The sequence below is a fragment of the Spirochaeta dissipatitropha genome, assembly GCF_054657935.1.
On the sequence record NZ_BAAHXT010000008.1, the window covers coordinates 89,278 to 112,025 of the forward strand.

Consider the following 22,748-nt stretch of genomic DNA (forward strand, 5'->3'; position numbering starts at 1 on the left):
GAAAAGCAATATTTCCAGTGAATCGGACAAATTTCTTCATGAATCCAACGAAAGTTTCGATTGACAGCATGTTGTTTGCGCATATATAATTTGCATATTCAAATTGGTGATACACATCCCGCATGGCGATATGCAAAATTCAAGGGATTCAGGGAGCAGAGTATGAAAGCAGAGGTCTATTTAAACAAACGGATGTCAGTAGGACTGATTGACAAGAGAATATATGGGGCGTTTATTGAGCATCTAGGCCGGGCGGTGTACGGGGGAATCTACGAACCGGGGCATCCTGAAGCTGATGAAGACGGTTTTCGGAAGGATGTGCTGGCATTGGTTCGGGAACTGGATGTTCCTGTTATTCGATATCCAGGGGGTAATTTTGTATCCTCCTATAAATGGGAAGACACGGTAGGTCCGGTAGAATCAAGGCCAAAAAGATTGGATCTCGCCTGGAAATCTACAGAGCCAAATGAGATTGGTCTGCAGGAATTTACACTATGGACAGAGAAAGTAGGATCAGAACTCATGATGGCTGTGAATCTTGGTACACGGGGTGTTCAGGAAGCCAATGACATTGTTGAATATGCCAACCATCCTGGAGGATCCTATTGGAGCGAGCTTCGAAAGGAACATGGACGAGAGAAACCTCTGGGAATATCTCTGTGGTGTCTGGGAAATGAAATGGACGGGCCATGGCAGGTTGGTCAGAAGACCGCATATGAATATGGCAGACTTGCAAATACCACGGCCAAAGCTCTGAAGCTCTATGATTCAAGCCTGGAACTCGTGGTCTGCGGTAGTTCCGGAAGTGGAATGCCGACCTTCCCTGAATGGGAGCGTCAGGTTCTTGAGGAGTGTTACGATAACGTTGATTATATCTCCCTGCACAGCTACCTGCAGAATGCAGAGGATGATCTTGATACATTCCTTGCTTCACCAATAAGCATGGATGATTATATTCAAACAGTAATTAACGCATGTGATTATGTGAAAGCAAAGAAGCGATCCAAAAAGACCATATATCTGTCGTTTGATGAATGGAATGTGTGGTTCCACTCCAATCAGCAGGACGAAAATATCTACAAAAATACCCCCTGGCAGGTAGGTCCGGCTCTCCTTGAAGATATCTACACATTCGAAGATGCTCTTGTAGTAGGAATGATGCTCAATTCCCTTATACGCCATTCTGACCGGGTCAAGCTCGCCTGTATGGCACAATTGGTAAATGTTATTGCCCCGATTATGACTGAAAATGGAGGACCTGCATGGCGGCAGACTATTTTCTATCCCTATCAGTATGCATCCAGATACGGTCGCGGTACTGCATTGAAGCTCGACCTGAGTTCTCCTTCTTACCAGAATGAGAAGTATGGCGAAGTCCCATATCTGGATGTATCCGCAGTATACAATGAGAATAATGGAGAGCTTGCCTTGTTTCTTATCAATCGGAGCAGTGTTGAAGCCATCGACATCAGTGTTATTCTGGACGGTTTTGAAGAGTTTTCTCTCTCCTTTCATAAGATTATGACCCACGAAGATCATAAGGCAGTAAATACGAAGGAGAATCCGGATAATGTAGCGCCTTCGGATGGCTCAGGACTAAGCATAAAACAGGGCAGACTGCAGGGAAAGGTTCAACCCTTAAGCTGGAATTGTGTGGTTCTTGAAAAGGCTTGATGTTGCGGGTACCGTCGATTCTGATATTAGCAGTATGAAGGCATTAATCAGACCCCTTTGTCCGGTTCGGCGGATAAACCTGTTCAGCCGGTTCAAGCCGCCGGCCCATGCCGCATACATCGTCCTGACTGTAGCCGATTGAACGGTAAAATTCGATAACGCGCTGATTTTCACTGCGGACCTGGAGATTCACTTTCAGACAGCCCATGGCCCGCATGCGGTTTTCTGCTTCCCTGATTATCTGTCGTGCATAGCCCTTTCCCTGCTCATCCGGGGCTACCGCTACAAAGTGCAGCCAGCCCCGGTGTCCGTCGTAACCGGCCATGACCGAGGCCACTACAGCTTGTGGTAGCTCCAGCCTCGACTCCGGCTTCGCCCCCGGCATTGGCCTGGAATCAAGCGCTAGCGTGCCAACAAGAAACAGTTCAGGCTGCACCTGCATCTTTCGATCTATATCTGCCGCAGGATCATTCCACGGGCGGGTCAGCCCACAGTCCTCCCAGAGCTGAATCACCTGGTCTTTATCCTCAATCCGGAATTCGCGTATCTGCATGTGGGTCTGCTCCTCCTGATTTTTACCTGATCAATGCTGCTATTGCCACAGCCCAGGTGCCGAAGTAGATGAAGGCTGCTGCTGTTCGTTGATACCAGCTGGCTTTAGCAGTCGTTACTGATTCTATCTGATTCGATACTTCCTCGCGCTTGAATTGCTGCCGGATTCTGGGCAGCAAAAGACCAAGCATAAGAAGCACCAGAAGTCCAAGCAGAATATCCTGGTATATGAAGCTCATAATACCCAGGCCCAGAGCGCCGGTTCCGGTTATAATAATCTGGAGGATAGGGCTTTTATGGAGGAACATGATTTCTATTATCCGTCCTCCGTCCAGCGGCTGTACAGGTAGCAGGTTGAAATAGTTCAATCCAAACAACATAAGGATAATTTCCCGTGTGAAGCTTTCGCTTGGGGGGTATCCAAAGATTCTAACAAAAAGAAAAGCAATAATTATTCCCGGTAGGGGGCCTGCCATATACATGCAGAATCGTTCCCAGTCCGGACTCTCCGGTTTTTCTCCATATACCACCGCACCGAAGGGCGGGAGCATCATTAACTTCATGTTCCGGTAACCGGCAATTCGCATAACTATGTAATGCCCCGCTTCATGGAACAGTAGAACCAGGATCAGGACCGGTGCTGTTTGCCATGAAAATAAAAGCCCCCACACCACGAGGCTGATCATAAGCCAGGAGATTGCTGAAAATACTTTTTTTAGCTTGCCTGGTTCGCCCTTGTTCTCTGTTGACTCCGGATTTTCTGTTTTTGAGGTCTCCTGAAGCCATTTAGGCGCAAGGTGATCCAGTGATTCTGTATATTCGGCAAGTATTCCTGTATCGTTACTTATCCGGATCGTGTGGGTTGCAACAGCAACATTGAGAAAAAAATCAAGCTTGCAGTTTCCATGAGTTCGGCTTTCGATTTTGTAGCCGCCTTTCGTTCTGAGGTTGAGTTTTTTATCATATACTTCATTGTTTTTGAGTAGCAGCTCACGGCCAATCAGGTCTGATTGCAGAGCATATCTGTCGCCGTCAAATTCAATAATCCAGTAGAGGTAGGTTTTCATTTAATTGTCTTCCTTTTGCAGGTAATCCAGTAATCGGCGGACCTGTAGTGGGCCGGATGATTTCTCCAGGCGCAGGTCTGCTACCAGCTGGATACCATTGAATCCATAACGGGAATGAAAATATACCAGATTATCGTCGAGAGATCGGTCTGATGTTTTTACTTCCAGCATCAGTTCAGGAATAGATTCTTTGACCAGAAGTAAATCAACTTCCCTTCCTTCCTTGGTTTTGAGGTAGCAGAGGCTGCGACGCTGACCGTCATTGTCCTGTAGCAGACAAAGCTGTCTGAATAGAGATAAGGCTACCATATTTTCCAGACGCTGCGCTTTTCCTTCTACCAGGGCTGTATCGAAGAAATACAGCTTTGCTTGCTGTTTTAATGAACGGGCGATCGACTTGTGATAAGGGTAGACGCGAAAGACAATATAAAGCGCTTCCAGGATGTTGATATAATGCTTGACTGTATTGGGAGAGAGGGCAATATCTTCGGATAGGCTCTGATAACTGAGGGGTGATGCCACCCTTTGGCGCAGTAGATCTACAAGCAGGTTCATGGCTTTCAGCTGCTGAATATTTTCATAGTTCAATATATCTTCACGGATCAGACCGTCCAGGTACTGCCGGCGCCATCGATGAGATTCGGTGTCGCTCTCTGCCAGGAAAGGTTCAGGAAATCCTCCCCGCTCGAGATAATGATCTAGGTCATAATTTGACCCATGTTCCGCCATCTCTGCAACCTCTGCTGGAGTGAATGGAAAGAGCCGGTGATGATAGTATCGCCCTGCAAGGCTGTCGCCTGATTGCCGGAAGGTTTCCAGACGTGCACTACCGGTGACCAGAACTGAAAGGTCGGATGGTCTGGTATCCCAAATTCCTTTGAGATAATTTTTCCACTGCGGCATCTTGTGAATTTCATCAAATACAATAAGACGGGTACGTGAGGACCACGCCTGTTCTTCCATGAGTTCTCTATCCTGTTTGTTGTCCCAGTTTAGGTACAGTGATTCCGGGAATGAATGCATAAGTTTTCTGGCCAACCATGTCTTTCCTGTCTGACGGGGGCCGGATAAAAAAACCATTTTTTTCTGCAGATCCTTCAAAATCTGCTGAGTCTGGCTTCGTTCCATACTGCTAATTATAGATTGGATTGCGGAATAGTCAAGACTAAACCGCAAATGATTGCGGAATAGTCAGATTAATGGGCACTCTATCCCTCTTTTTCTTGTAATAAATCTATCCAATTCCTTCTGGAATATAAAAATCGGACAATGTAAATTTCTTTTATATTTTCATGAATTTGATAGAATAAAATATAATTCTTGATAAACAAGTATCTTATTCCGAGTTTCTTTAAATAATTATCTTTTACTAGTGGCTGAGATTTAGGCAAATTCTTGATGTAATTTAATTTATTTTCTGTATCTATAATCAAATCTTGAGCAGCAACAGGATTTTTTAATTTTTTGCTAATATAACTTAAAGACGCGTCGAGATCTTGTTTCGCTTTGACACTAAATATTACCTTGTACATTACAATACATACTTTTCTCTTAATTCAGAAAATACTTCATTCATAATAATGGGTTCATTAATTTCTCGATCATGTATTCCATCTTCAATTTTCTGATATAGATCAGCTTTTCCTATTAGTGCTTCGTAGGTTTCGATGCTCATCACGGCTAAATCACCCTGGCCATTCTTAGTGATAAAAACCGGTTCAGGGTGATCGTGACAAAAAGCTGAAATTTCATTGTATCTGTTCCTTAAATCAGCACTTGGTCGTATTGTGGGCATAAGAACCTCCTGTACTAAAATAATATCAATACATTGATATGAAAGCAATATAAGCTAAGATGTTTTCTCTTTCTTAATCCGGCGCGAAGCGTCGGGCTAACTCAAGGCTTTTGCAATTCACCTATTCAGATAGAAGCCAGCCTTCAGTACTTCCAGCATTCGCAGCGCATAGTTCAGTAGTTCCGTGCTGTCCCGGGAAATATGCTGATTATTCTGGTCGGCTGGCGGCTCTGCTTCCATGCGCTGCAGCCATTTTCGGTCGATAGCATCAAAGAGAAGAACAATGAGTTCCAGGGCATCCTTCTGCTGAACTGCTGGATCCCACGGGCCTTGATCGTAGTCTGTCAGGAGCAGGCTGTTGCTTTTTCGCCAGCCGTTCAGCATGCTGTCTGTTTCTGCACGCAGTGAGGGAGGAAGACCGGCTATGCTGTATAAGAATCGGAATATCAGAGGCTCTCTTGCGGCCAGCTGCTGCTTCCATTTCAGAAAGGCCGCCAGCCGCTCGAATAGATCATCCGGCATGTCCTGCAGGAACAGATCAACCTGCTCCTGCGTCTCTGCCAACACGTTTTGCAGACAGGCGAGGTAGAGTTTCTGTTTGCTGGAAAAGTGATGAAAGAGCAGGCCCTTTGCCATGCCGGCTTCGCCCATTATGCTGTTGGTAGATGCCTTGGCGTAGCCATGTACGGCAAATTCCCGGATTGAAGCCTGGAGAATCCTGTTCCTGCTCTGATCTGCTTTTCCTGGATCTTCCTTCATGATGAGTGCCCGTCTATGAATCGTTTGACACTGGCATAAAAAGCCTGAGGCTGATCGTAATTCGCAATGTGGCCTGCATCGCTCATGAACTCCTGCTGTACAAGGCTGTTCTGTCCGATCAAGGGCCACAGCTTCTCGATCTCTTTATTTATATCCTTATCGTTTTCTCCCTGGAGAAGAAGCACGGGAATGCTGCTGGTCTGTAGCACATGTGTGTAATCGTAGTTTGCCAGTTCACAGCGAAGCTGATATATGGTTTTGCGCTGAGCAAATGCCGTTCTCAAGTCTTCGGTAAACCGGCGGCGGGTTTCAGGATTGTCGCTGACCGTTTTCGGCAGGGTCCTGGCCATCCATTCCGGGAACATGCCTGGCAGGAGCATATCGCTGACCCAGGCGGCAGCGCGTATTACAGATCGGGGGAAGTTCAGTTTCGGTGTTGTTCCGAATGTTATGAGACTCCTGCACAACCAGCTCTGCTGACTGAGAATTTCCAGTGCAACAACCCCTCCCATTGAACATGCGACAATGTGTGCGTTTTCCCAGCGATGTGCCTGCATCCATTGAATAACATCCGAGGCCAGGGCTGGGATCGTCATATCCTCTGCTTTGTCGCCTGCAGGGCGGGTCGATGTGCCCTGACCACGCAATGAAAGCGTTGCAACGGAGTAATCCTCTGCCAGAAGGCTGAATTCCTGATCGAACTGGCTGAGGTTTGCCCCGAGTCCGTGCAGGAAGAGAATTCGATCCTTACCAGGTGTTTCCTGTATCCGGTATGCCAAAGCGTGGGTATTTAGAGTAAACATTTGTTCCATGTATATGTCTCCTTGTTGACCGGGTGGTCAGTTCAGATCTCAGAATACACGGAGTTGACCGGTTGGTCAACATTAATGTTTCTGTACCCAATCAATTACTTTGCGGTTGATCTCTTCCGCATTCCATAGAAAAGCCAGGTGGCTGCTTTTGACCCAGTGAATATCTTTCTCCCCGGAAATTCTGTCAAAGTAACGTTCAATGTAGTCCTTACTGAAATAACGGTCTTCTTCAGCTGCAATTACCAGTGTCGGGCATTTCTGTGTAGTTCGAAGGGGGCTGTGTGAATCAAGCATTATAAAAAGAAGAGTGGACACAAGCGGGATGGCAAGGTCGAAGATTCCAGGATACCTGTCCATTATTTCCTGGTACCATTGATTTTCCTGTATCGCATTCAGGCCTTCATAGCGTGGTACAGAAAAAGGTAGACGCAGATTTGGTGCAATCCTGCTGGCGGTTCTTATTAATGGATATGCGATTTTCATTTTTCTGGTATCTGCGATAGGTGAGCAGTCACGATATACTGCTGCTCCGAACTGAGCGAAGCTGCGAATTGAACCGGCGATCCGATTGTCTGAAACCAGGGCCTGGCCGAATATACCTCCGGTTCCGGTTCCTCCATAGAAATGAATATTGGAGCTATAGTTTTCCCGTATATAATCAATCAGATTGATAACAGACTCAACCATAGTTTCATAGTTCAGATCTTTATTTTCTCCGCTACTGTGTCCGACGCCGGGAAAGTCCAGAGCAAATATGTTGCATTCATTTCCTGGAAGTCCGGTCAGAAATCCATTGCTGAGTTCGTGGGAAACCGAGGCGATTGGCGTCATAATAAAGATAATGTTGGGAGCATCTTGTGTGGATATGCTGCTATGTACGTGAAGTTTGGCTTTGCTTGTTTCTATTGTTATGTTCATGGTCCCGATGATACAGGCCGGGATCAAAAAATACTTGAACAAACTGACTGTTTTTAAAGAGTTCTTTCAGATTCATGCCGGTACTGTTTTTGAAGGTACGGGTAAAATGAGCGGCGTCGGCAAATCCTGCGGTGTGAGCTGCTTCAGTGAAGCTCCGGGTTTCCTCCAGGAGATGAATTCCTCGAATCAGTTTCTGCATAAGCAGAAAATTTCTGAATGGCAGTCCAGTCTGCTGCCTGAATACAGCTAGAAAACGACTTACAGACAGTGATGCAATCTGTGCAGCATCAGAAGCGGATAAAACAGGGCTGCGGCTTTCTTGTATGTAGACAAGAACATTCTGTATCCTACCGTCAGGTTTGTGTTCTGCAGTTGTGGGGAAGCAATGAAGCAGCTCGAGTAGGTTATGACTTAATTCTCGAATGCTCTGAATGCTCATGCTTTCCTTCAGTCCCTTTAGACCAATTTCCGTTGCAGCAAGCTGTAGCTGAACTATGGGAGTGTCTGAATTGAGCAGATACTGCTTTCGTACCTGTCTTCCATCATCTGAGGATGGGTCTATCAACAGGCTGAAATAGCGCATTCCTGCTGATGCAAGCCCATGAATCGTATTGGAGTCAATAATCAGAATATCCATGATTTTCGGGTCCGAGGTTTCACAAGCAAAGATCTGGATGAACGCATGCGAATGCTCGGGGTGTGGATGTGTGATTCCTGTTACTGCAATTCTGTCAAAAAAGATATACACTGAGTGCTTCATGTCTATGACGAGTATACTGCAGAAGGAGGCATAGTGTGAAACGGGGAATTGTTGCTGTCGGACTGAATCCGGCGATTGATGAGACATTGTTTGTATCGGACTTCCGGACAGCTGCAGTGAATCGTGTTTCGGCAGTTGAGATACATGCCGGTGGGAAAGCAGTGAATGTAGCCCGGTTTCTGACAGGTCTCGATTCACAGGTGAAGGTTGCACTTACCGGGTTTCTTGGTCAGGACAATGACAGAATTTTTCTGGATGCTATGAATAATGCCGGAATCGCTGACCATTGCATTCGTATTCCCGGAAGTACCCGGCGATGCATCAAGATTGTTGATTCGCCGCAGGAAAGCTGCATCGATAACAAGGCGGACAGCTGTAAGGCGTCTCTCTCAATGACTGAACTTAATTATCCCGGACTTACTCCCGGTGAGGCTGAACTCGATCAGCTTCTGGATCTGCTCGAGGAGTTGGCTGCCGGGTATTGCGTCTTTGTCCTGACGGGAAGTCTTCCTCCGGATGTTCCAGATGATTTTTATGCCCGGATCATCACTTTGCTGAAATCCCGGGACTGCATGTTACTGCTGGACAGCAGTGGAGAGGCATTGCGTGAAGGATTACGTGCTGGACCAAATGCGGTCAAGCCGAATCTCGAGGAGTTTTCCGGCCTTGTCAGCGAAGAAATCAATACAATTGAGGATATTCTCCGCTTCAGCTCGAGCTTTGTAGATACGTCATGCCTGCTGGCGGTTTCCATGGGAGCTGATGGTGCGCTGTTTTCCTGGAATGGGCAGCACATCCATACCCTTCCTCCAATTGTTACCTGCCTGAGTACTGTCGGTGCGGGGGACGCTATGACGGCGGGCATTGCTGCCGGTCTTCTTGCGGGTTCCGGGCTCAGTGAAATTGCCGTTCAAGCCTGCGCCTCCGGCAGTTATGCAGTTGGTCAGGTAGAGCCTGGATTGCATGATTCTGCCAGGCTGCAGGGAATCAGGCAGGGGGTTCAGGCTCTAACCATATCAAATCAATAAAGTGAACAATTAAAGACTTTCGCTGCCTTGCGGTTCAAAAATCATACCGTCAAAATATACACCGCCACGCTCAGATTTTACTCTCTGACCATCAATTTGCCGCTCTTCTCCTGGTGCAAGGCGATGTATCTTGTATTCTATTACACCACTATCTGAACTCTGGAGTCGCACATGCCAGAGGTCTTCATTTACCTCTATGACTTCTACAACATCAGCTTCACCATATCGCCGGTTAAAACGATTGTTGCTGATTGTGCTCATGTGCTGGAACTGGTAACTGCGTTGGAACAGTAATGGTCCACGTGCATGTAAAACAATGGCACCGTCCAGAGGATTCAGGCTGACATTGTACTGGAGTGCCGGCATATCCATCCACCACTTGGGCAGCTGCAAGTCGCTCTCTATAATCAGAGGCTCTGGTTCTGGTTCTGGTACCGACACTGGTTCTGGCTTCGACTCGACAATCGGTTCAGATTTCCCCCCGAGGGCGGAGTAAAAGAACCTGACACCAAGGTTCGCAGCGATACTATGATAGTCCCATTCAGCAGCGACTTCAGGAGTGCCTGCCGTTTGGTATGTCATTAGGAATCCTCCGCCATACCCCAGTTCAAGATAAGGTACCAAAAGCGGAACATTCGGCATTGCCAACTCAGCCTTGTACAAGAACTCAAAATGCCCGGCTTGATAGCCATAATTTGTGTTACCAAAGGTTCTGCCATAGGCAAGACGCATACCGGTTTTTAATGGAATCAAGAAATCACCTGGTTCCAGAATAAATGCAGTCATGTAGATTTGCAATAAACCCAGCCAGGTAGAACCTGCATCCCATGCCTCTGGTATAGTGGGGTTGTTTTTGGCAAGACGTACTGCCCCCCCAAGATCAGAGCCTATGCCAATGGAAAAGTCTATACCGGACATTATTCCATACGGTAAACTACTGGAGAGGTCCATATATTCTCCGATTTGCAGATAGGTTGGAAAACCTAAGCCGAAATCTATGTAGTTGCCTTCAAGTACCTTGAAATCAGTGTCCTCAGCAAATAATGGTACAGATATTACACAGAACATTACAGTTATCAGTACACATAATCTATGCGGTATCTTTGGTCGTTCCCATGAATGGCTTGTCATTAAAATAACTCCTTACATTAATTTCCTGTAAGGATATAGGTCGTAAATTAAATATACCTTAAATTCATCCGGATATATATGCTTGCAAGCAGGCTTTAGTAAAATGTATTGTCTTTATCCTCAAAATCAGTTATTAAAAGTGTTTTCATTTAAGTTTACATATAATGACAAAGAATTGTATAATGTTAATATGAGTAAATCAATTTCTGCGCATCAAAGAATATACGAAGATTATTACAACAGAATTATTGAGGGTAAGCTCCTGCCTGGAAGTCAGCTCCCCACTGAGGTTATGATAGCAGAGGAGTATGGTGTTTCTCGTCCAACCGTCACAAAAGCATTGAGTCGTTTGCAGAATGCAAGACTAATTGTGCGAAAGGCTGGTTCGGGATCATTTGTAAGCAATAGTGTGCAGGAAACTACTGCATCCGGGAAAAATATCTATTTTGGTTTGATTATTCCGCGTTTAGGTGTGACCGAGATTTTTGAACCTATTTGCGCTCGCATTGCCCAGTTATCAGGAGAATTCGATTTTCACCTCTTATGGGGAGATTCTTCTGCACATGGTAATACTTCGGTGGCAGATGACCTTGAAGCGACATGCGATAGGTATATAAAAAAACAGGTAGATGGTATTTTCTATGTACCGCTTGAATTAATTCCCGACAGAGAACGTCTCAATAAAAACATTATTAAAAAGATCAAATCAGCAGGTATACCTCTGGTTCTCATTGATTCTGACATCGTTCCATTCGGTCAGCGAAGTACGTATGACCTTGTTGGTATCGATAATGTTCGTGCAGGGTATGTAGCTGCCGAGCATTACCTGGAACAAGGCGCTGAGCGAATCGATTATGTGTTCCGGAAATACTCGGCCTATACCGTCGACCACAGGCAGAAAGGAATAGAGTTGGCTCTCATTAATCATGGGATTACTCCGCAGCCGCAATGGAGACATTGTGGAAATCCTAATAGCAGTGCATTTATAAAGAGCGTTGTTGCTTCTGGAGCTTCAAACATTATTTTTGCTAATGATTCCACTGCTCTTGATTTTATGATGGGCTGTTATGAATTAGGCTATCGAATTCCAGAAGATATACGCGCCATTGGTTTCGATGATGTCCGATTTGTTAAGTATGCACGGGTTCCTTTGACGACCTTTCATCAGCCATGTGCATATCTGGGTGATCTTGCAGTTCAGATATTGCAGAAAAGAATAGAGGATCCTCGACACGCAACCATGACAGCCCTTGCTGAGGCTGATTTTCTTGTCAGGGAATCCTCAATTATTCCGGATCAAGCGATCCTTATGAGATAGTTTCCAGATATGCTTCCTGAAGCTGTATAAAGCGGCCTAATCGTTCTCTCATTGGAGCTGCAGCATCGGGCTTGGGTTCGATGTATCCTACCTGATGTAAACCGAAGCTTGAGAATCCGGACTTGAAATCTGTTGTTAACCCGGCTGCTATTGCACCAAGTATTACTGCACCTGTTACAGATGCGCCGTGATTATCCAGAATAGTGAGGGGTTCTCCCAGTGTGTCACTAATGAGTTGAACAAATGGTGTTTGTGAAGATCCTCCCCCGCTGCAGCGAATTTCTATATGATCCGACTGCCTGCGGGCAGTTTCCAGAACGCCCTGCACGGATTGTACGATCGAAAAACTGACGCCTTCGATAGCGCTGTATAAAAGCTGTTCTTTGCTTGTACTTAAACGTAGATCCAGCCAGGCTCCCATAGCTGAGGAATTCATTATCGGAGCACGTTCTCCGGTAAGGTAGGGAAGAAAATAAGGAGCCTGTGCGAAGCGCTCGTCCGCGGCCAGAGATATATCATTCCATTCTGCTCCCAGTTGCTGATTAACCCAGTTCATTGCTGATCCGGCGTTTTGTACACTTCCCTGCGCCAGCCTTCCGGTAACATGAGAAAAAATATTCAGATATGCCGGGAAGTTTGTGTCATAGTGGGAAATTGGAGTCAGGACCTGTGCTCCAGTGCCTAACATGAGCTGAACCTCACCTGGAGCGATAACTCCTGTTGCTAACGCAGCAGACTGTTGATCACCTGCACCCTGTGCAACGGGGATACCAGGGGGAATTCCAAGGGATTGTGCAGCATCCTGCGTAAGAAATCCTGCACAGTCACCGGATTCCCGAACCTTCGGTAGAATCTCGATGGGAATATGAAAAGCCTGAAGGATTTTCTCTGACCAACATCTGTTTTCAAGATCAAATAGCAGGGATGCAGAAGCATCGGTGCTCTCTGTCGACAGAGCGCCGGTGAGTTTGAACTTAATGTAATCCTTGACAAACAGCAGTGTTTGTCCCTTATCTGCTTGCAGGATTCCCGGCTCATGACTTTGCAGCCATAGCAGGGGGAGCAGGGTCAGCCCCGCAGCAGGTTGATTCTGCATCTCCGATGACAGATTATATTCTTCAATCTTCTGGCAGACACGAGGAATCATGTTTCTGGCCCGGACATCCATCCAGGTTATGCCAGGTCTCTCGGGAATGCCGTTCTTATTAAGTATGACGAAACTATGCATCTGTCCACTTAAACCAATTCCGGCAATCTGATTTCTGGATGTGTCGACAGGTTCGAGGACTGCTGTACAGGCATCAATGGTTGCCGTCCACCAATCCTCGGGATTCTGCTCAGCCCAACCGTCATGAGGATGGAGTGTCGGGTATCCTCTTGATTCCTGTCCTATAATATTTCCGTCCTCGCTGACAGCGCGAACCTTTACGCTGGATGTTCCAAGGTCAATTCCAAGAAGAATTTTATTCATGATTATTTCCTTACTGTTTTACCGCACCCTGGGTCATTCCGCTTACAATGTAACGGTTTACGACCAAAGCAAAAATAACAATCGGAATGATTATCAAGCTTCCAAATGCTGCTACAACACCGTACTGCGCCCCTGTCTCTCCTCCTCCGACAAAGCGTGTAATGCCTACTGTTAAAGGTTGAGCATCATACCCGGCAAGGAAGAATGCAAACAGAAACTCATTGTAGGAAATAATAAAGGCCAGAATTGCTGCGGCATTTAATCCTGGTAATACCATTGGCAGCACAACTTTCCAGAAAACCTGGAATGGTTTACAGCCATCTATTATGGCAGCTTCTTCAACGGAGATAGGAATTCCGGCAAAGAATCCCAGCATCAGCCAAACCATGAAGGGCAGCTGCATGGCTAGATGGGCCAGGACAACACCGGGTAAAGTGCCGGAAAGTCCAACGGTACGAAAAAACAAATACATTGGAAGGGCAAGAACAACATACGGCACAAAGCGGGTGCTGAGAACCGAGAAGATGAGAGTGTTCTTGAGCCTTTTGGATGCCATGCGGGATATTCCGTATGCCATTGGAGTGCAGACTGCCAGCACAACCAGCAGACTGGAAAAAGAAATGATCAAACTGTTTTTCAGGAAGAACAGGAAATTTCCCTGACGGAAAGCAATCGCATAGTTTTCCAGAGTAAATCCACGGAGCGAGAAGATTTCAGGGATAGACTGAAAGAGTACAGTTTGCTTCAGCGATGCCATTACGAGAGTCAGAACTGGCATGATACATATGAATAGCCAAATAACAAGCACTGAGTGCTGAATGAATGAATTCCGGACGTTTCGAGCATTCTTCATGTAATTCTCCTTTTTAATATACAGGGTTTACTCACCTAAACGGTCAAGTTTTGCTACTTTGATGTACAGCACAGCAAGAACCGAAATAATAATGAACATGGTAAAGGAAATGGCGTTTGCAAGACCCATATCTCCGGTTGAGACACCCATGGTGTAAACCATCATGCTCAAAACATTTGTAATTCTACCTGGTCCACCGCCGGTGAGGCTGAACACGGTGTCGAATTCCCTGAATGCTGAGGTCAGAATAATCAGTGAAACAAATCCTATATGAAACCGGATTGTAGGGAGGGTAATTCTGAAAAAGACGGTAAAGGTCCCGGCGCCATCTACTTCTGCTGATTCTACAATTTCTTCAGGAATCGTTGATAATGCTGCGTAAAAAATCAGTATTGCAAGGGGGGCTAATCTCCAGATGTTGGTTGCAATTGTTGTGGCCATGGCTGTGCTGGGATTGGTTAACCAGCCCGTACCCTGTATACCAATCAGACCAAGAAGATAGTTGAATAATCCAGATTCAGATTCCCAGACATACAATCGCCCGATAACCCCGACGACTACTGGTGTTGTTACAAAAGGAATCAGAAAAAAGGCCATAAATACCCTGGCACGGATAGTGCCTCGAATATTTTTACCACTTAGAAATGCGGCTATCAGCAGCCCGATGATAGCACTTCCTATAGTTGTTCCAAGTGTAAAGACAATTGTGGAGCGGACTGACAAAAGGAATATTGAATCTGAAAAAATCCTGGTGTAATTCTGGAAGCCCACGAATGTTTGATTCGCAAGGCTGAACAAACGAATGCGGTTAAGGCTGTAATAGAAGCCTTGTACTATGGGCAGAACAAGCGTAATAATACCTAAAATAATACCGGGCGCTATAAACCATGCTGGTTTAAATTTGTTTTTTTTTGCCATACTTTTCCTCTTTACTGATCGGCAGTGAGTTAAAAGGTGGAGGTGTAAATCCTCCACCTTGTGGAAATCTTATTCTATGAATCCGGCATCTTTGAATACATTCTGCATGTTTTGAACCAGGCGGTTCTGGGCCTGTTGGGGTGTCATTACGTTGTAGATGATGTCAGATGCGAACTCTCCCACCGGGGCATACATTACTGCTCCCCATTCAGCAATTGGCTGTCTTGGAAATCCGTAGGTCATCTGTTCAGAGAAAACGGGCAGGAATGTATCGTAGAAACTATAGGATTCAAGTATTTCCTGATTGCTGAACTGTGTGTCACGAGCAAACATGGCTGTTCGCAGATTGAATTCAACTTCATTTGTTTCATATACCCACTGCAGGAATTTGAAGGCCTCTTCTTTTCTGGGTGTGTCAAACACGAGTATTCCGCCGCCCCCAATAAATGAGCGCCCAATTGGTAGATTCGCCAGATTTCCTGGCCATTGAGGCAGTACTGCATACCCGACATTACCCGCAGCCTGGCCAGCTGGATTCTCGGCAGTCAATACTCCTTCCGGCCATAGTTCAGCGGAAGCAAGGCGGCCCTGGCTGAAAAACTCAAGGTGTTCCAGAAAATTCCAGGTAGCTGATTGGGGTGGGAAGGTGTTTTCCACCAGGTTTTTCCAGTATTCGACTCCTCGAAGAAGAATCGGGTTATCCAGATCGGTCTGGTAATCAGCATCAAAACCGTCCAGTCCCATTGAATAGATTATTGCAAGGAAGGCCCGAGCCATTCCGCCGGGAGAGCTGATCGAGGCGGAGTATCCAAAGAGTGGTTGGTTGAGTGTTGTTCCTGCGACTGTTGCACCTGCAGGGCGGGTGAAAAACTCTGCTATGTCGTATAGTTCATCCCATGTCTGCGGAGCTGCAAGGGGACGACCGTATTTCTGCTGGAATGCAGATTGCTCTTCCGGATGTGTAAACCAGTCTTTTCGGTATGCATATATGGGTGTTTGAGGATTCCGTGCAATTGCGATTATCTGGCCGGGTTTTAGGGCCTCATTTCTCATGTGTGAGTTTTGTACTGCTTCCGAGTAGGCGTCGAGGTTAAAGTTGTGTTTTTCTATGAACGGGGTAAGATCAGCAACGCTTTCGTGGTAGTAGCCAAGCCATCCAGGGCTATGGTAGCCAATGTCATAGTAGTTGGTCCCGGCTTGTGCTTCAAGAGCCATTTTCTGCCAGAGTTGATCCGGTGGGAGTACTTCCATGACGATGTTTATGCCAGTTTCTTCCATGTACTTGGGTATAAAATAGTTTTGTAGGGGTTCGACATGTGGTCCGGGGTGTTCTGCAATCCTTAAGGTTATCTGCTGTTCTGTCTCAGCCTTTTCTCCATTACAGCCGGTAACCATAAACATTGCCAGAAAGATTAATCCAGGCACGAGCAATGAGACCTGGAAACGACGCTTGTCCGAAGAATTAGTTGTCATATACAACCTCCTTTGTTCTTATTATTAATCATATCATGTAAACACAATTAGTCAATTTTTATTGATAAATCTTTGGCCAATATCCATAATATGTATTTACATTTAAGAGTCGGGATATATCATGAGTTGCTGGCATATTTCACAATACCTTGAGGTAAAGACCTTGTGCTGCTGTAACTTATGACAGCAAATACAGGTGAGTAATCAAGTTATGGTGTTTTCCAGGGACTCAGAAAGAAAATCGTGTTATACAGTAGAAATCATGAAGCAGTATGAAGAAAAACTACGACGTTACATTGAGGATCATGCCATTGATTGCAGACATCTTTCTTTCGAACAATCCTGTCACAGTGTTGAGGATGCCGCAGCAGCCGCCCAGGCTGAGATCGATTCATTTGTCAAAAATATCTGTATGATTGATTCAGAGGGGAATGTGATTCTCGCTATTGTGAAAGGTGAGGACAGGGCAAGTACCTCGCGGGTGGAGAAGGCATTGCAAATCGGCAGACCCCGGGTAGCCGATCCAGATGAGATTCTGGAAAAGACCGGGTATCCATGCGGGGGAACCCCGTCCTTTGGATTTCAGGCTCGATTCCTGATTGATCCGCGGGTTATGGAGAACGACACTGTTTTTACCGGAGGTGGTTCCGCAAATTCGCTGGTAGAAATATCCACCCAGGAATTGCAGAAGGCCTGTCAGGGAGAAATAGTCAGAGTGAGACGGTAGGAGAGTATGTGGGACAAAGACACACATAAACAGGACCAGACCAAGCCAAGCAAGGTATGCGGATGTATTCGGCCTGATTAATTATTTACGTGACTTTGAATCACTGTCCTCTAAAACACAAGCGGAAAAATGAAGGTTACCGCCATAGCCCAGCCGCTGTAGATCGGAAGAAACAGGGCGATTGACTTACCGACGTTCTCAGTTGTCGTTTTACCGCGAATCGCGGCTGACAGGCGAATCGAGATCAGAACAAGATTTGCCAGAAACAGGGTGTTGGCGCCTGCAACTGCAAGTCTGTTCGGGCTGATACCATAGCTGATGATTCTGAATATAATGGCAGAAAGAGCAACTGATGTCAGAAGGACTGTAATGCTTGAGAGTGAGAGCAGGAGTATCTTACCGAAAGTGCTGCTGTTTGAATTTTCGGCTACCGAAAAGAACAGAATACTCATGACGGCGATCAGTACTATATTGAACAGCAGCAGAAATTCACGATCGTTGTAGGGATCCTTCCCGCTGCTTGTAACGGCAATAAAATATGCAACGAGAGTAATCAGCACAAGCGGTGTGAAGATTTTCGCAATGGCAGGAGAAACCTTGTGTACGAGGCTCGGATTTGTCTGTACAAGATGGGTTGCTACAAGAGGTGCAGCAGCGAGTCCCCAGATGACAATATTGCGGAAGTACCAGTCCTCGATCCGAATATCTATAATCGAAAAGAGTCCTATGGTAATTCCGGTCATGATGGCCCCGGCTATCAGGATTATTGCGGTCATGACCAGTAAATCACCATTATAGCGTAGGTACTGCAGACGGGGTTCGAAATCCCTGAACCGGCTGCCAGTGTAGTTCATGCCTGTCAGGGCCCACATAACAAGGGGAACATGTATGCAGGCAAGAACGAAAGTGTCGCTGTAGTCCATGTCTGGAAGAACATTCATAAAGAGCACAGAGGCCAGGATTACTACGCCGGTGATTATATTCATTCGAAGACTATTCCTGCCTTTCCAGGCAAAATAAAAACACAGAACAGGAAACACGATAAACGAAATATTTCGGGGATAATAGAAATCTTCACTGATCCTGCTGAATTCAGGCAGTCGAACGAGCAAGCCAGTGATAAGTGCAAGTGCAGCTACAAGAAATAATTCTCTCACACCACCAAATGATACTTCGTCATTCTGATAGTTGAGGCGCTCATGCCATATTGCTGCTGTGGGGTGCCCCTGGATTTCGGCATACATTTCATTGAAAGATTTTCTGAAGGCAGATTTGTTGTTTCGATACAGCATCTCAAGCTGTGCTGGTTTGTCGAGATTGGCTGTAATTGATTCTTTCATTTTTTTCGTTCCTTATTCCTGTAACCAACAACACTATAGCGCAGTAATTTTATTTCCTCATGCTTTAACTGCACGCACACGCAGGAAGTTCGCCAGCATAAAAACTGCGTAGGTCAGAATGAACACCGGCAGCAGCACCATGCCGGTGAAGCTTGATACGAATCCGAACAGAGGCGGCAGCAGGGTGGTGCCGATGTAGGCAGAGGCCATCTGGAATCCGATGACTGCCTGGGAATTGCTGCTTCCGAAACGAACAGGGGTCTCATGAATCATGCAGGGGAATATCGGGGCACAGCCGAATCCGGTCAGGAGAAATCCTGCCAGGCTGAGATGCAGCGGGAGCGGCAGGAGCATGAGAATAACACCGGCGATAATAATCAGTGTTCCACCGCCAATCATGGTATTGTTAGAGAATCGATAGGTAAGAAAGCCAGTCAGGAAGCGGCCAGCCGTTATGCTGCCGTAAAAGAACGACACCCAGACAGCGGCTCTTGCCGGATCAAGGCCTTTGACAAGATACAGAAACGATCCTCCCCAGAGGCCCATACTGGCTTCAATTCCGCAGTAAAACATAAACACCAGTAGTGCAGAGGGGACTCCGCGGATTTTCATGGCAGCCAGCATGGACATGCTGTGGTGCTCGGTGTCATCTGTCTTGAGGGCCTTTACCTTGTCCCAGAGGGGAACTGCAGCGATGAGAATCAGTACCAGAACAACCTGGAAACTACCGACTGCCAGATATCCGCTGCGCCAGGAATTCCCGCTACGCAGGAAGACAGATAACACGAGCGGCCCGCTCATAGCGCCGACTCCCCAGAAACTGTGCAGCCAGCTCATGTGCCGGCTCTCGTAGTGGTTGGCTACATAGCCGTTCAGGCCGGCATCCACTGCTCCGGCTCCCAGGCCGAGCGGAATAGCAAAAACAAGCATCCATATAAACGATGGGGCAGCTGCATAGCCAAGCAAGGCGACGGCTGTTAATCCAACACTGACCGCAGTGACTTTTCCGGTGCCGAAGCGCTTTATAACCGAGCCCGAGAGCAGGCTGGAAACTATGGTTCCGCCGGCTATAAGCATCTGGGCAATTCCGGCAAATCCGTAGGGGACATTCAGTTCCGGCTGCATGACCGGCCATCCCGCACCCAGCAGGGCATCCGGAAGACCCAGGCTTATAAATGCAATATAAATCAGAATTAACAGTAGTGTGGCCATTGTTGTTCCTTTCTGTTCTGTTCAAGAAGATTCAGGGTGAGATGTTTCATGCCCTGTTCATAATCCATGCTGAAGTCATCTGAAAGATTGATCTCCGGCAGCTCCCAGCCAGTCAGCTGTTTTCTGCACAGCTGTCGGATTCTTTCTATATGTTCAATCGAAAGATGCTCGCCGTAAATGGTGATTGATTCTGGATCCAGAACCGCACTCAGGCTGGAGAGCACTCTGGCCGCGGCCTCGGTACTGGCCTGGAAAGAATCTGCAGTCTCAGGTCCCCATTCTATACCCAGCGGCAGCCAGCCGATTTCACCAGCAAAATTCCTTTTTCCCTTTACCAGTCTTCCATTCAGATGTATACCTGCGCCGGGCGGATATTTTCGCGGGAAGTAGACATAAATCTCGCAGTCAGTACCTTCGCCTGTCGCATGAGCTCGCCCGATCACGGCTGCATTCACATCGTTTTCTACCATGACCGGAATCCCGAAACGACTGGTGAAACGCTCAATAATCGGGGTGCCGACAAGGGCTTTGTAATCGAGAATGATCATGCTCCCCTTGTGTTCGATACCGGGCAAGCCAAGGCCGATCGCACCAACTGAGGGAAAGCCAGAAATCCATTCAGCGAGCAATGCTTCGATCTTGTCAGGATCGATGTCCGGCATGGTGTAATCCTCGCTCTTCAGGCTTGTCCCATACAGATCAAACAGGCGCAGGCAGACTGAATCTATCCCCTTGAGTTCCCGGGTGAACAGCACCAGGCCAAGTTTATGACTGCGGTTAAACACATAGCGTTGCGAAGGCCTGCCGCCTTCTGATGGAGCAAGGTTGCCTTTTGTAACGCGTCCGTCTTTCAATAGTTGTTTAATGATCGTGCTGACAGTCACCACGCTCAGTGAACAGATTTCCGCCAACTCCTTGATGTTCGCTTCCTGTGCATCGTACAGGGCATTCAGTACCGAGATCGTATTCATGTCCTTGATCAACAGCGTGCTGGCCCCACTGTTATGCTGCTTCTTCATGCATGTACTTATAAAAAGATATTTAAAAAGTGTCAAGGCTGATCTTTTGATTCTTCGATTGACATACATCTGCATGAAAGATATGCTTGTCTGTATGAGAACTACCCTGAATATACCGGATGAACTGGTTCAAAAGGCCAAACGCCTTGCCCTTCGGGATGGAGTTACACTGACTGATATGCTGGTGAGCGGTCTGTCTCAACGGGTAGCGCAGTCAGAGGGCACGTTCCGATTGCCAGTATCCTCCTCGGGTGGCGGCCTGTGTTCCGGGATTAGCTGGGATGATCTCTCTTCTGCCGATTCTGAGAAGGACTGGTATCGATGATATTGCATGATGTCAATGTTTGGGTATATGCCTTTCGCTCGGATAGTCCGCAGCATCTTCTTGCTCGAACTGAAATTGAACATTCCATATCCGGGGGTGAGCAGTTTTTGTTCTGTCCGGTTATTGCGGCTTCATTCCTGCGCATTGTTACTAACTCAAGGATTTTTATTAATCCATCTACAACGAATGAGGCATGGTTGTTCATTGAGACATTACAGGATCATCCTGCTGCAGTGTACACCGAAATTGACGCTATGACCTTTGGAATTTTCAAGCATATCAGTCTGATAGGCCAGGAAACGGGCAACTGTATTCCAGACGCCCTGTTAGCCGCTTTGGCAATCAGACATGAAGCCTTGTTTGTGACCACTGATTATGGTTTTAAGCGCTACCAGGGATTGAAGGTTCACTTCATGCAGGAAAAATAACCTCTGCGCTGGCTCTCTTCGATCAGCGCATGCGCCAGCTGCCAGAGTTCTTCCGAGCCTTCCTGTATATGTGCATTCCTGGCCAGGACCATGTCCGGACGTATACCGTATTTCTGCCAGCTTTCACCGTGGGTGTGGAAATTCTGAAGCAGAGGCTCCAGGCGGTCGAGTACCGCTGCAAACCTGGCTTCCGGACTGCTGCGGTTCTCGAACTCTTCCCATAGTGCGAGCAGTTCATCGCGCTGGTCAGCTTCGAGCAGGCCGAATATCCGCTCGGCAGCTGCCTGCTCCTTTATATGTGCTTGCTCCCGGTTAACGTCATAGAGAAAGGTGTCTCCGGCATCGATTTCCACAATATCGTGTACAAGCAGCATCTTCAGTACCGTCCCCAGATCGATGTCTTCATTGGAGTATTCTTTGAGCAGCACAGCCATGCAGCAGATAGTCCAGGAGTGCTCAGCATCATTCTCGAAGCGGCTGTCATCAAACAGCCTGGTTTTACGAAAGATCTGTTTAATACGGTCGATCTCATATATAAAGCCAAGCTGCTGCTGAAGTCGTGTACTGATCCCGGGAACTTCAGCCAGCTCCGGGATCAGAGCAGTCTCAGAACTGTTTTTCTCAGGACTGATTTTTTGCTTGTCGATCCGGGCTCGAATCTCCCCTGCTGTTTCCTTAGCAGTAAGATTGCTGTTGTCCAGTGGAGTTCCAATGAAGCCGCTTTCATGGGCCTGCTCGAGAATACGGTTCAGTACGGGAAAGCGTTCGAGTTCCCAGTCAATCTGATTCGTGCCGCGTTTCCGGATGCGGGCAGTCTGGCATTCATCGCGGCAGTACAGCCAGAAGGCATGTACCTCCTGGCCCAGGGCTTGCAGGCTGCTGCTGAGGCGAGCCAGCTGATCCGGGGTTTCAAAAACATAATTGATTACGAAATTCCGGTACCCGTGGTTCATATGAAAACGAACCAGATGCTCAATGGTCTTGTAGAGATAGCTGATACGCTCCTCATCGTAAATTTCGAATGGCTGCACATCGCCGATAGCATCGCCATCCAGAGCGACGGCCTGCTCGAAGCCAGCCGTCAGAGCCTCCATGGTGGATGACTTTCCAGTTCCTACGGATCCGTTGAGAATGATTATCATAAAGTCTCTCTATCTGTTACTCGATA

At 46.9% G+C, this 22,748-nt stretch carries 24 protein-coding genes; 6 read left to right on the plus strand and 18 right to left on the minus strand.

The window, feature by feature from the left end; translation table 11 throughout:
- The first annotated feature begins 162 nt into the window (after positions 1 to 162).
- Positions 163 to 1,674, plus strand: a complete 1,512-nt coding sequence (gene arfA, locus ACYQ2L_RS11050; RefSeq protein WP_460055414.1) for an arabinosylfuranosidase ArfA — start codon at positions 163 to 165, stop codon at positions 1,672 to 1,674.
- Between the two features lie 43 nt (positions 1,675 to 1,717).
- Here arfA and ACYQ2L_RS11055 read toward each other — a convergent pair whose 3' ends face one another.
- The 9 genes from ACYQ2L_RS11055 to ACYQ2L_RS11095 form a co-directional block, all read right to left on the minus strand.
- Positions 1,718 to 2,227, minus strand: a complete 510-nt coding sequence (locus tag ACYQ2L_RS11055) for a GNAT family acetyltransferase (RefSeq protein WP_460055416.1) — start codon at positions 2,225 to 2,227, stop codon at positions 1,718 to 1,720.
- Positions 2,228 to 2,249: 22 nt separating this feature from the next.
- Positions 2,250 to 3,293, minus strand: a complete 1,044-nt coding sequence (locus ACYQ2L_RS11060) for a site-2 protease family protein (protein WP_460055418.1) — start codon at positions 3,291 to 3,293, stop codon at positions 2,250 to 2,252.
- Positions 3,294 to 4,421 carry an ATP-binding protein gene (locus ACYQ2L_RS11065; protein ID WP_460055421.1) on the minus strand — a complete coding sequence of 376 codons (1,128 nt, stop codon included), beginning with the start codon at positions 4,419 to 4,421 and terminating at the stop codon, positions 3,294 to 3,296.
- A gap of 80 nt (positions 4,422 to 4,501) precedes the next feature.
- Positions 4,502 to 4,825: a type II toxin-antitoxin system RelE/ParE family toxin gene (locus tag ACYQ2L_RS11070; protein ID WP_460055424.1), complete on the minus strand. Its 324-nt coding sequence runs from the start codon at positions 4,823 to 4,825 to the stop codon at positions 4,502 to 4,504.
- The gene (locus ACYQ2L_RS11075) at positions 4,825 to 5,088 is read right to left on the minus strand and encodes a type II toxin-antitoxin system prevent-host-death family antitoxin (RefSeq protein ID WP_460055428.1); all 264 of its coding nucleotides are present in this window, start codon (positions 5,086 to 5,088) and stop codon (positions 4,825 to 4,827) included. Before ACYQ2L_RS11075 ends, ACYQ2L_RS11070 begins: the two co-directional genes overlap by 1 nt.
- A gap of 117 nt (positions 5,089 to 5,205) precedes the next feature.
- Positions 5,206 to 5,847 (minus strand): TetR/AcrR family transcriptional regulator, encoded by a 642-nt coding sequence (locus ACYQ2L_RS11080; protein ID WP_460055431.1) that lies wholly within the window; start codon positions 5,845 to 5,847, stop codon positions 5,206 to 5,208.
- The gene (locus ACYQ2L_RS11085; protein WP_460055433.1) at positions 5,844 to 6,659 is read right to left on the minus strand and encodes an alpha/beta fold hydrolase; all 816 of its coding nucleotides are present in this window, start codon (positions 6,657 to 6,659) and stop codon (positions 5,844 to 5,846) included. The genes ACYQ2L_RS11080 and ACYQ2L_RS11085 overlap by 4 nt, the downstream gene beginning before the upstream one ends.
- 72 nt (positions 6,660 to 6,731) lie before the next feature.
- Complete coding sequence (locus ACYQ2L_RS11090; protein ID WP_460055436.1) at positions 6,732 to 7,577, minus strand: alpha/beta fold hydrolase; 846 nt, start codon at positions 7,575 to 7,577, stop codon at positions 6,732 to 6,734.
- Positions 7,531 to 8,337, minus strand: a complete 807-nt coding sequence (locus ACYQ2L_RS11095) for a helix-turn-helix domain-containing protein (RefSeq protein WP_460055439.1) — start codon at positions 8,335 to 8,337, stop codon at positions 7,531 to 7,533. Before ACYQ2L_RS11095 ends, ACYQ2L_RS11090 begins: the two co-directional genes overlap by 47 nt.
- 35 nt (positions 8,338 to 8,372) lie before the next feature.
- Between ACYQ2L_RS11095 and ACYQ2L_RS11100 the strand changes: the two genes are divergently transcribed.
- Positions 8,373 to 9,365, plus strand: coding sequence for a 1-phosphofructokinase family hexose kinase (locus ACYQ2L_RS11100; RefSeq protein WP_460055442.1), 993 nt, complete (start codon positions 8,373 to 8,375; stop codon positions 9,363 to 9,365).
- Positions 9,366 to 9,374: 9 nt separating this feature from the next.
- Here ACYQ2L_RS11100 and ACYQ2L_RS11105 read toward each other — a convergent pair whose 3' ends face one another.
- Complete coding sequence (locus ACYQ2L_RS11105) at positions 9,375 to 10,496, minus strand: hypothetical protein (protein ID WP_460055445.1); 1,122 nt, start codon at positions 10,494 to 10,496, stop codon at positions 9,375 to 9,377.
- A gap of 190 nt (positions 10,497 to 10,686) precedes the next feature.
- Between ACYQ2L_RS11105 and ACYQ2L_RS11110 the strand changes: the two genes are divergently transcribed.
- Complete coding sequence (locus ACYQ2L_RS11110) at positions 10,687 to 11,814, plus strand: LacI family DNA-binding transcriptional regulator (protein ID WP_460055448.1); 1,128 nt, start codon at positions 10,687 to 10,689, stop codon at positions 11,812 to 11,814.
- Here the strand turns inward: ACYQ2L_RS11110 and ACYQ2L_RS11115 are convergent.
- From ACYQ2L_RS11115 to ACYQ2L_RS11130, 4 genes are all read right to left on the minus strand, one after another.
- A complete protein-coding gene (locus ACYQ2L_RS11115) occupies positions 11,804 to 13,285 on the minus strand; it encodes a xylulokinase (protein ID WP_460055451.1) in 1,482 nt (493 codons plus the stop codon). The two genes, ACYQ2L_RS11110 and ACYQ2L_RS11115, sit on opposite strands and share 11 nt — an antisense overlap.
- A gap of 10 nt (positions 13,286 to 13,295) precedes the next feature.
- A complete protein-coding gene (locus tag ACYQ2L_RS11120) occupies positions 13,296 to 14,138 on the minus strand; it encodes a carbohydrate ABC transporter permease (RefSeq protein WP_460055454.1) in 843 nt (280 codons plus the stop codon).
- Between the two features lie 27 nt (positions 14,139 to 14,165).
- On the minus strand, positions 14,166 to 15,056 hold the full coding sequence (locus ACYQ2L_RS11125) for a carbohydrate ABC transporter permease (RefSeq protein WP_460055458.1): 891 nt from the start codon (positions 15,054 to 15,056) through the stop codon (positions 14,166 to 14,168).
- A 69-nt stretch (positions 15,057 to 15,125) separates the two neighbouring features.
- On the minus strand, positions 15,126 to 16,529 hold the full coding sequence (locus ACYQ2L_RS11130) for an ABC transporter substrate-binding protein (protein ID WP_460055461.1): 1,404 nt from the start codon (positions 16,527 to 16,529) through the stop codon (positions 15,126 to 15,128).
- A 262-nt stretch (positions 16,530 to 16,791) separates the two neighbouring features.
- Between ACYQ2L_RS11130 and ACYQ2L_RS11135 the strand changes: the two genes are divergently transcribed.
- Positions 16,792 to 17,256: an aminoacyl-tRNA deacylase gene (locus ACYQ2L_RS11135; RefSeq protein ID WP_460055464.1), complete on the plus strand. Its 465-nt coding sequence runs from the start codon at positions 16,792 to 16,794 to the stop codon at positions 17,254 to 17,256.
- 110 nt (positions 17,257 to 17,366) lie between these two features.
- On the opposite strand, the gene ACYQ2L_RS11140 is transcribed toward ACYQ2L_RS11135, so the two are convergent.
- Genes ACYQ2L_RS11140 through ACYQ2L_RS11150 form a run of 3 tightly spaced genes read right to left on the minus strand, consistent with a single transcriptional unit; the run spans position 17,367 to position 20,827 of the window.
- Positions 17,367 to 18,596, minus strand: coding sequence for a hypothetical protein (locus ACYQ2L_RS11140; RefSeq protein WP_460055467.1), 1,230 nt, complete (start codon positions 18,594 to 18,596; stop codon positions 17,367 to 17,369).
- 57 nt (positions 18,597 to 18,653) lie between these two features.
- Positions 18,654 to 19,808, minus strand: coding sequence for an MFS transporter (locus ACYQ2L_RS11145; RefSeq protein ID WP_460055470.1), 1,155 nt, complete (start codon positions 19,806 to 19,808; stop codon positions 18,654 to 18,656).
- Complete coding sequence (locus ACYQ2L_RS11150; RefSeq protein ID WP_460055474.1) at positions 19,790 to 20,827, minus strand: ROK family transcriptional regulator; 1,038 nt, start codon at positions 20,825 to 20,827, stop codon at positions 19,790 to 19,792. Before ACYQ2L_RS11150 ends, ACYQ2L_RS11145 begins: the two co-directional genes overlap by 19 nt.
- 94 nt (positions 20,828 to 20,921) lie before the next feature.
- Here ACYQ2L_RS11150 and ACYQ2L_RS11155 point away from each other — a divergent pair, with 94 nt between their 5' ends.
- Positions 20,922 to 21,152 (plus strand): hypothetical protein, encoded by a 231-nt coding sequence (locus ACYQ2L_RS11155; protein WP_460055478.1) that lies wholly within the window; start codon positions 20,922 to 20,924, stop codon positions 21,150 to 21,152.
- Positions 21,149 to 21,580 (plus strand): TA system VapC family ribonuclease toxin, encoded by a 432-nt coding sequence (locus ACYQ2L_RS11160; protein ID WP_460055480.1) that lies wholly within the window; start codon positions 21,149 to 21,151, stop codon positions 21,578 to 21,580. Before ACYQ2L_RS11155 ends, ACYQ2L_RS11160 begins: the two co-directional genes overlap by 4 nt.
- Here the strand turns inward: ACYQ2L_RS11160 and ACYQ2L_RS11165 are convergent.
- Entirely contained in the window at positions 21,559 to 22,722 is a 1,164-nt protein-coding gene (locus ACYQ2L_RS11165; protein ID WP_460055483.1) for an HD domain-containing protein, read from the minus strand. The genes ACYQ2L_RS11160 and ACYQ2L_RS11165 overlap by 22 nt on opposite strands.
- Positions 22,723 to 22,748: the final 26 nt, after the last annotated feature.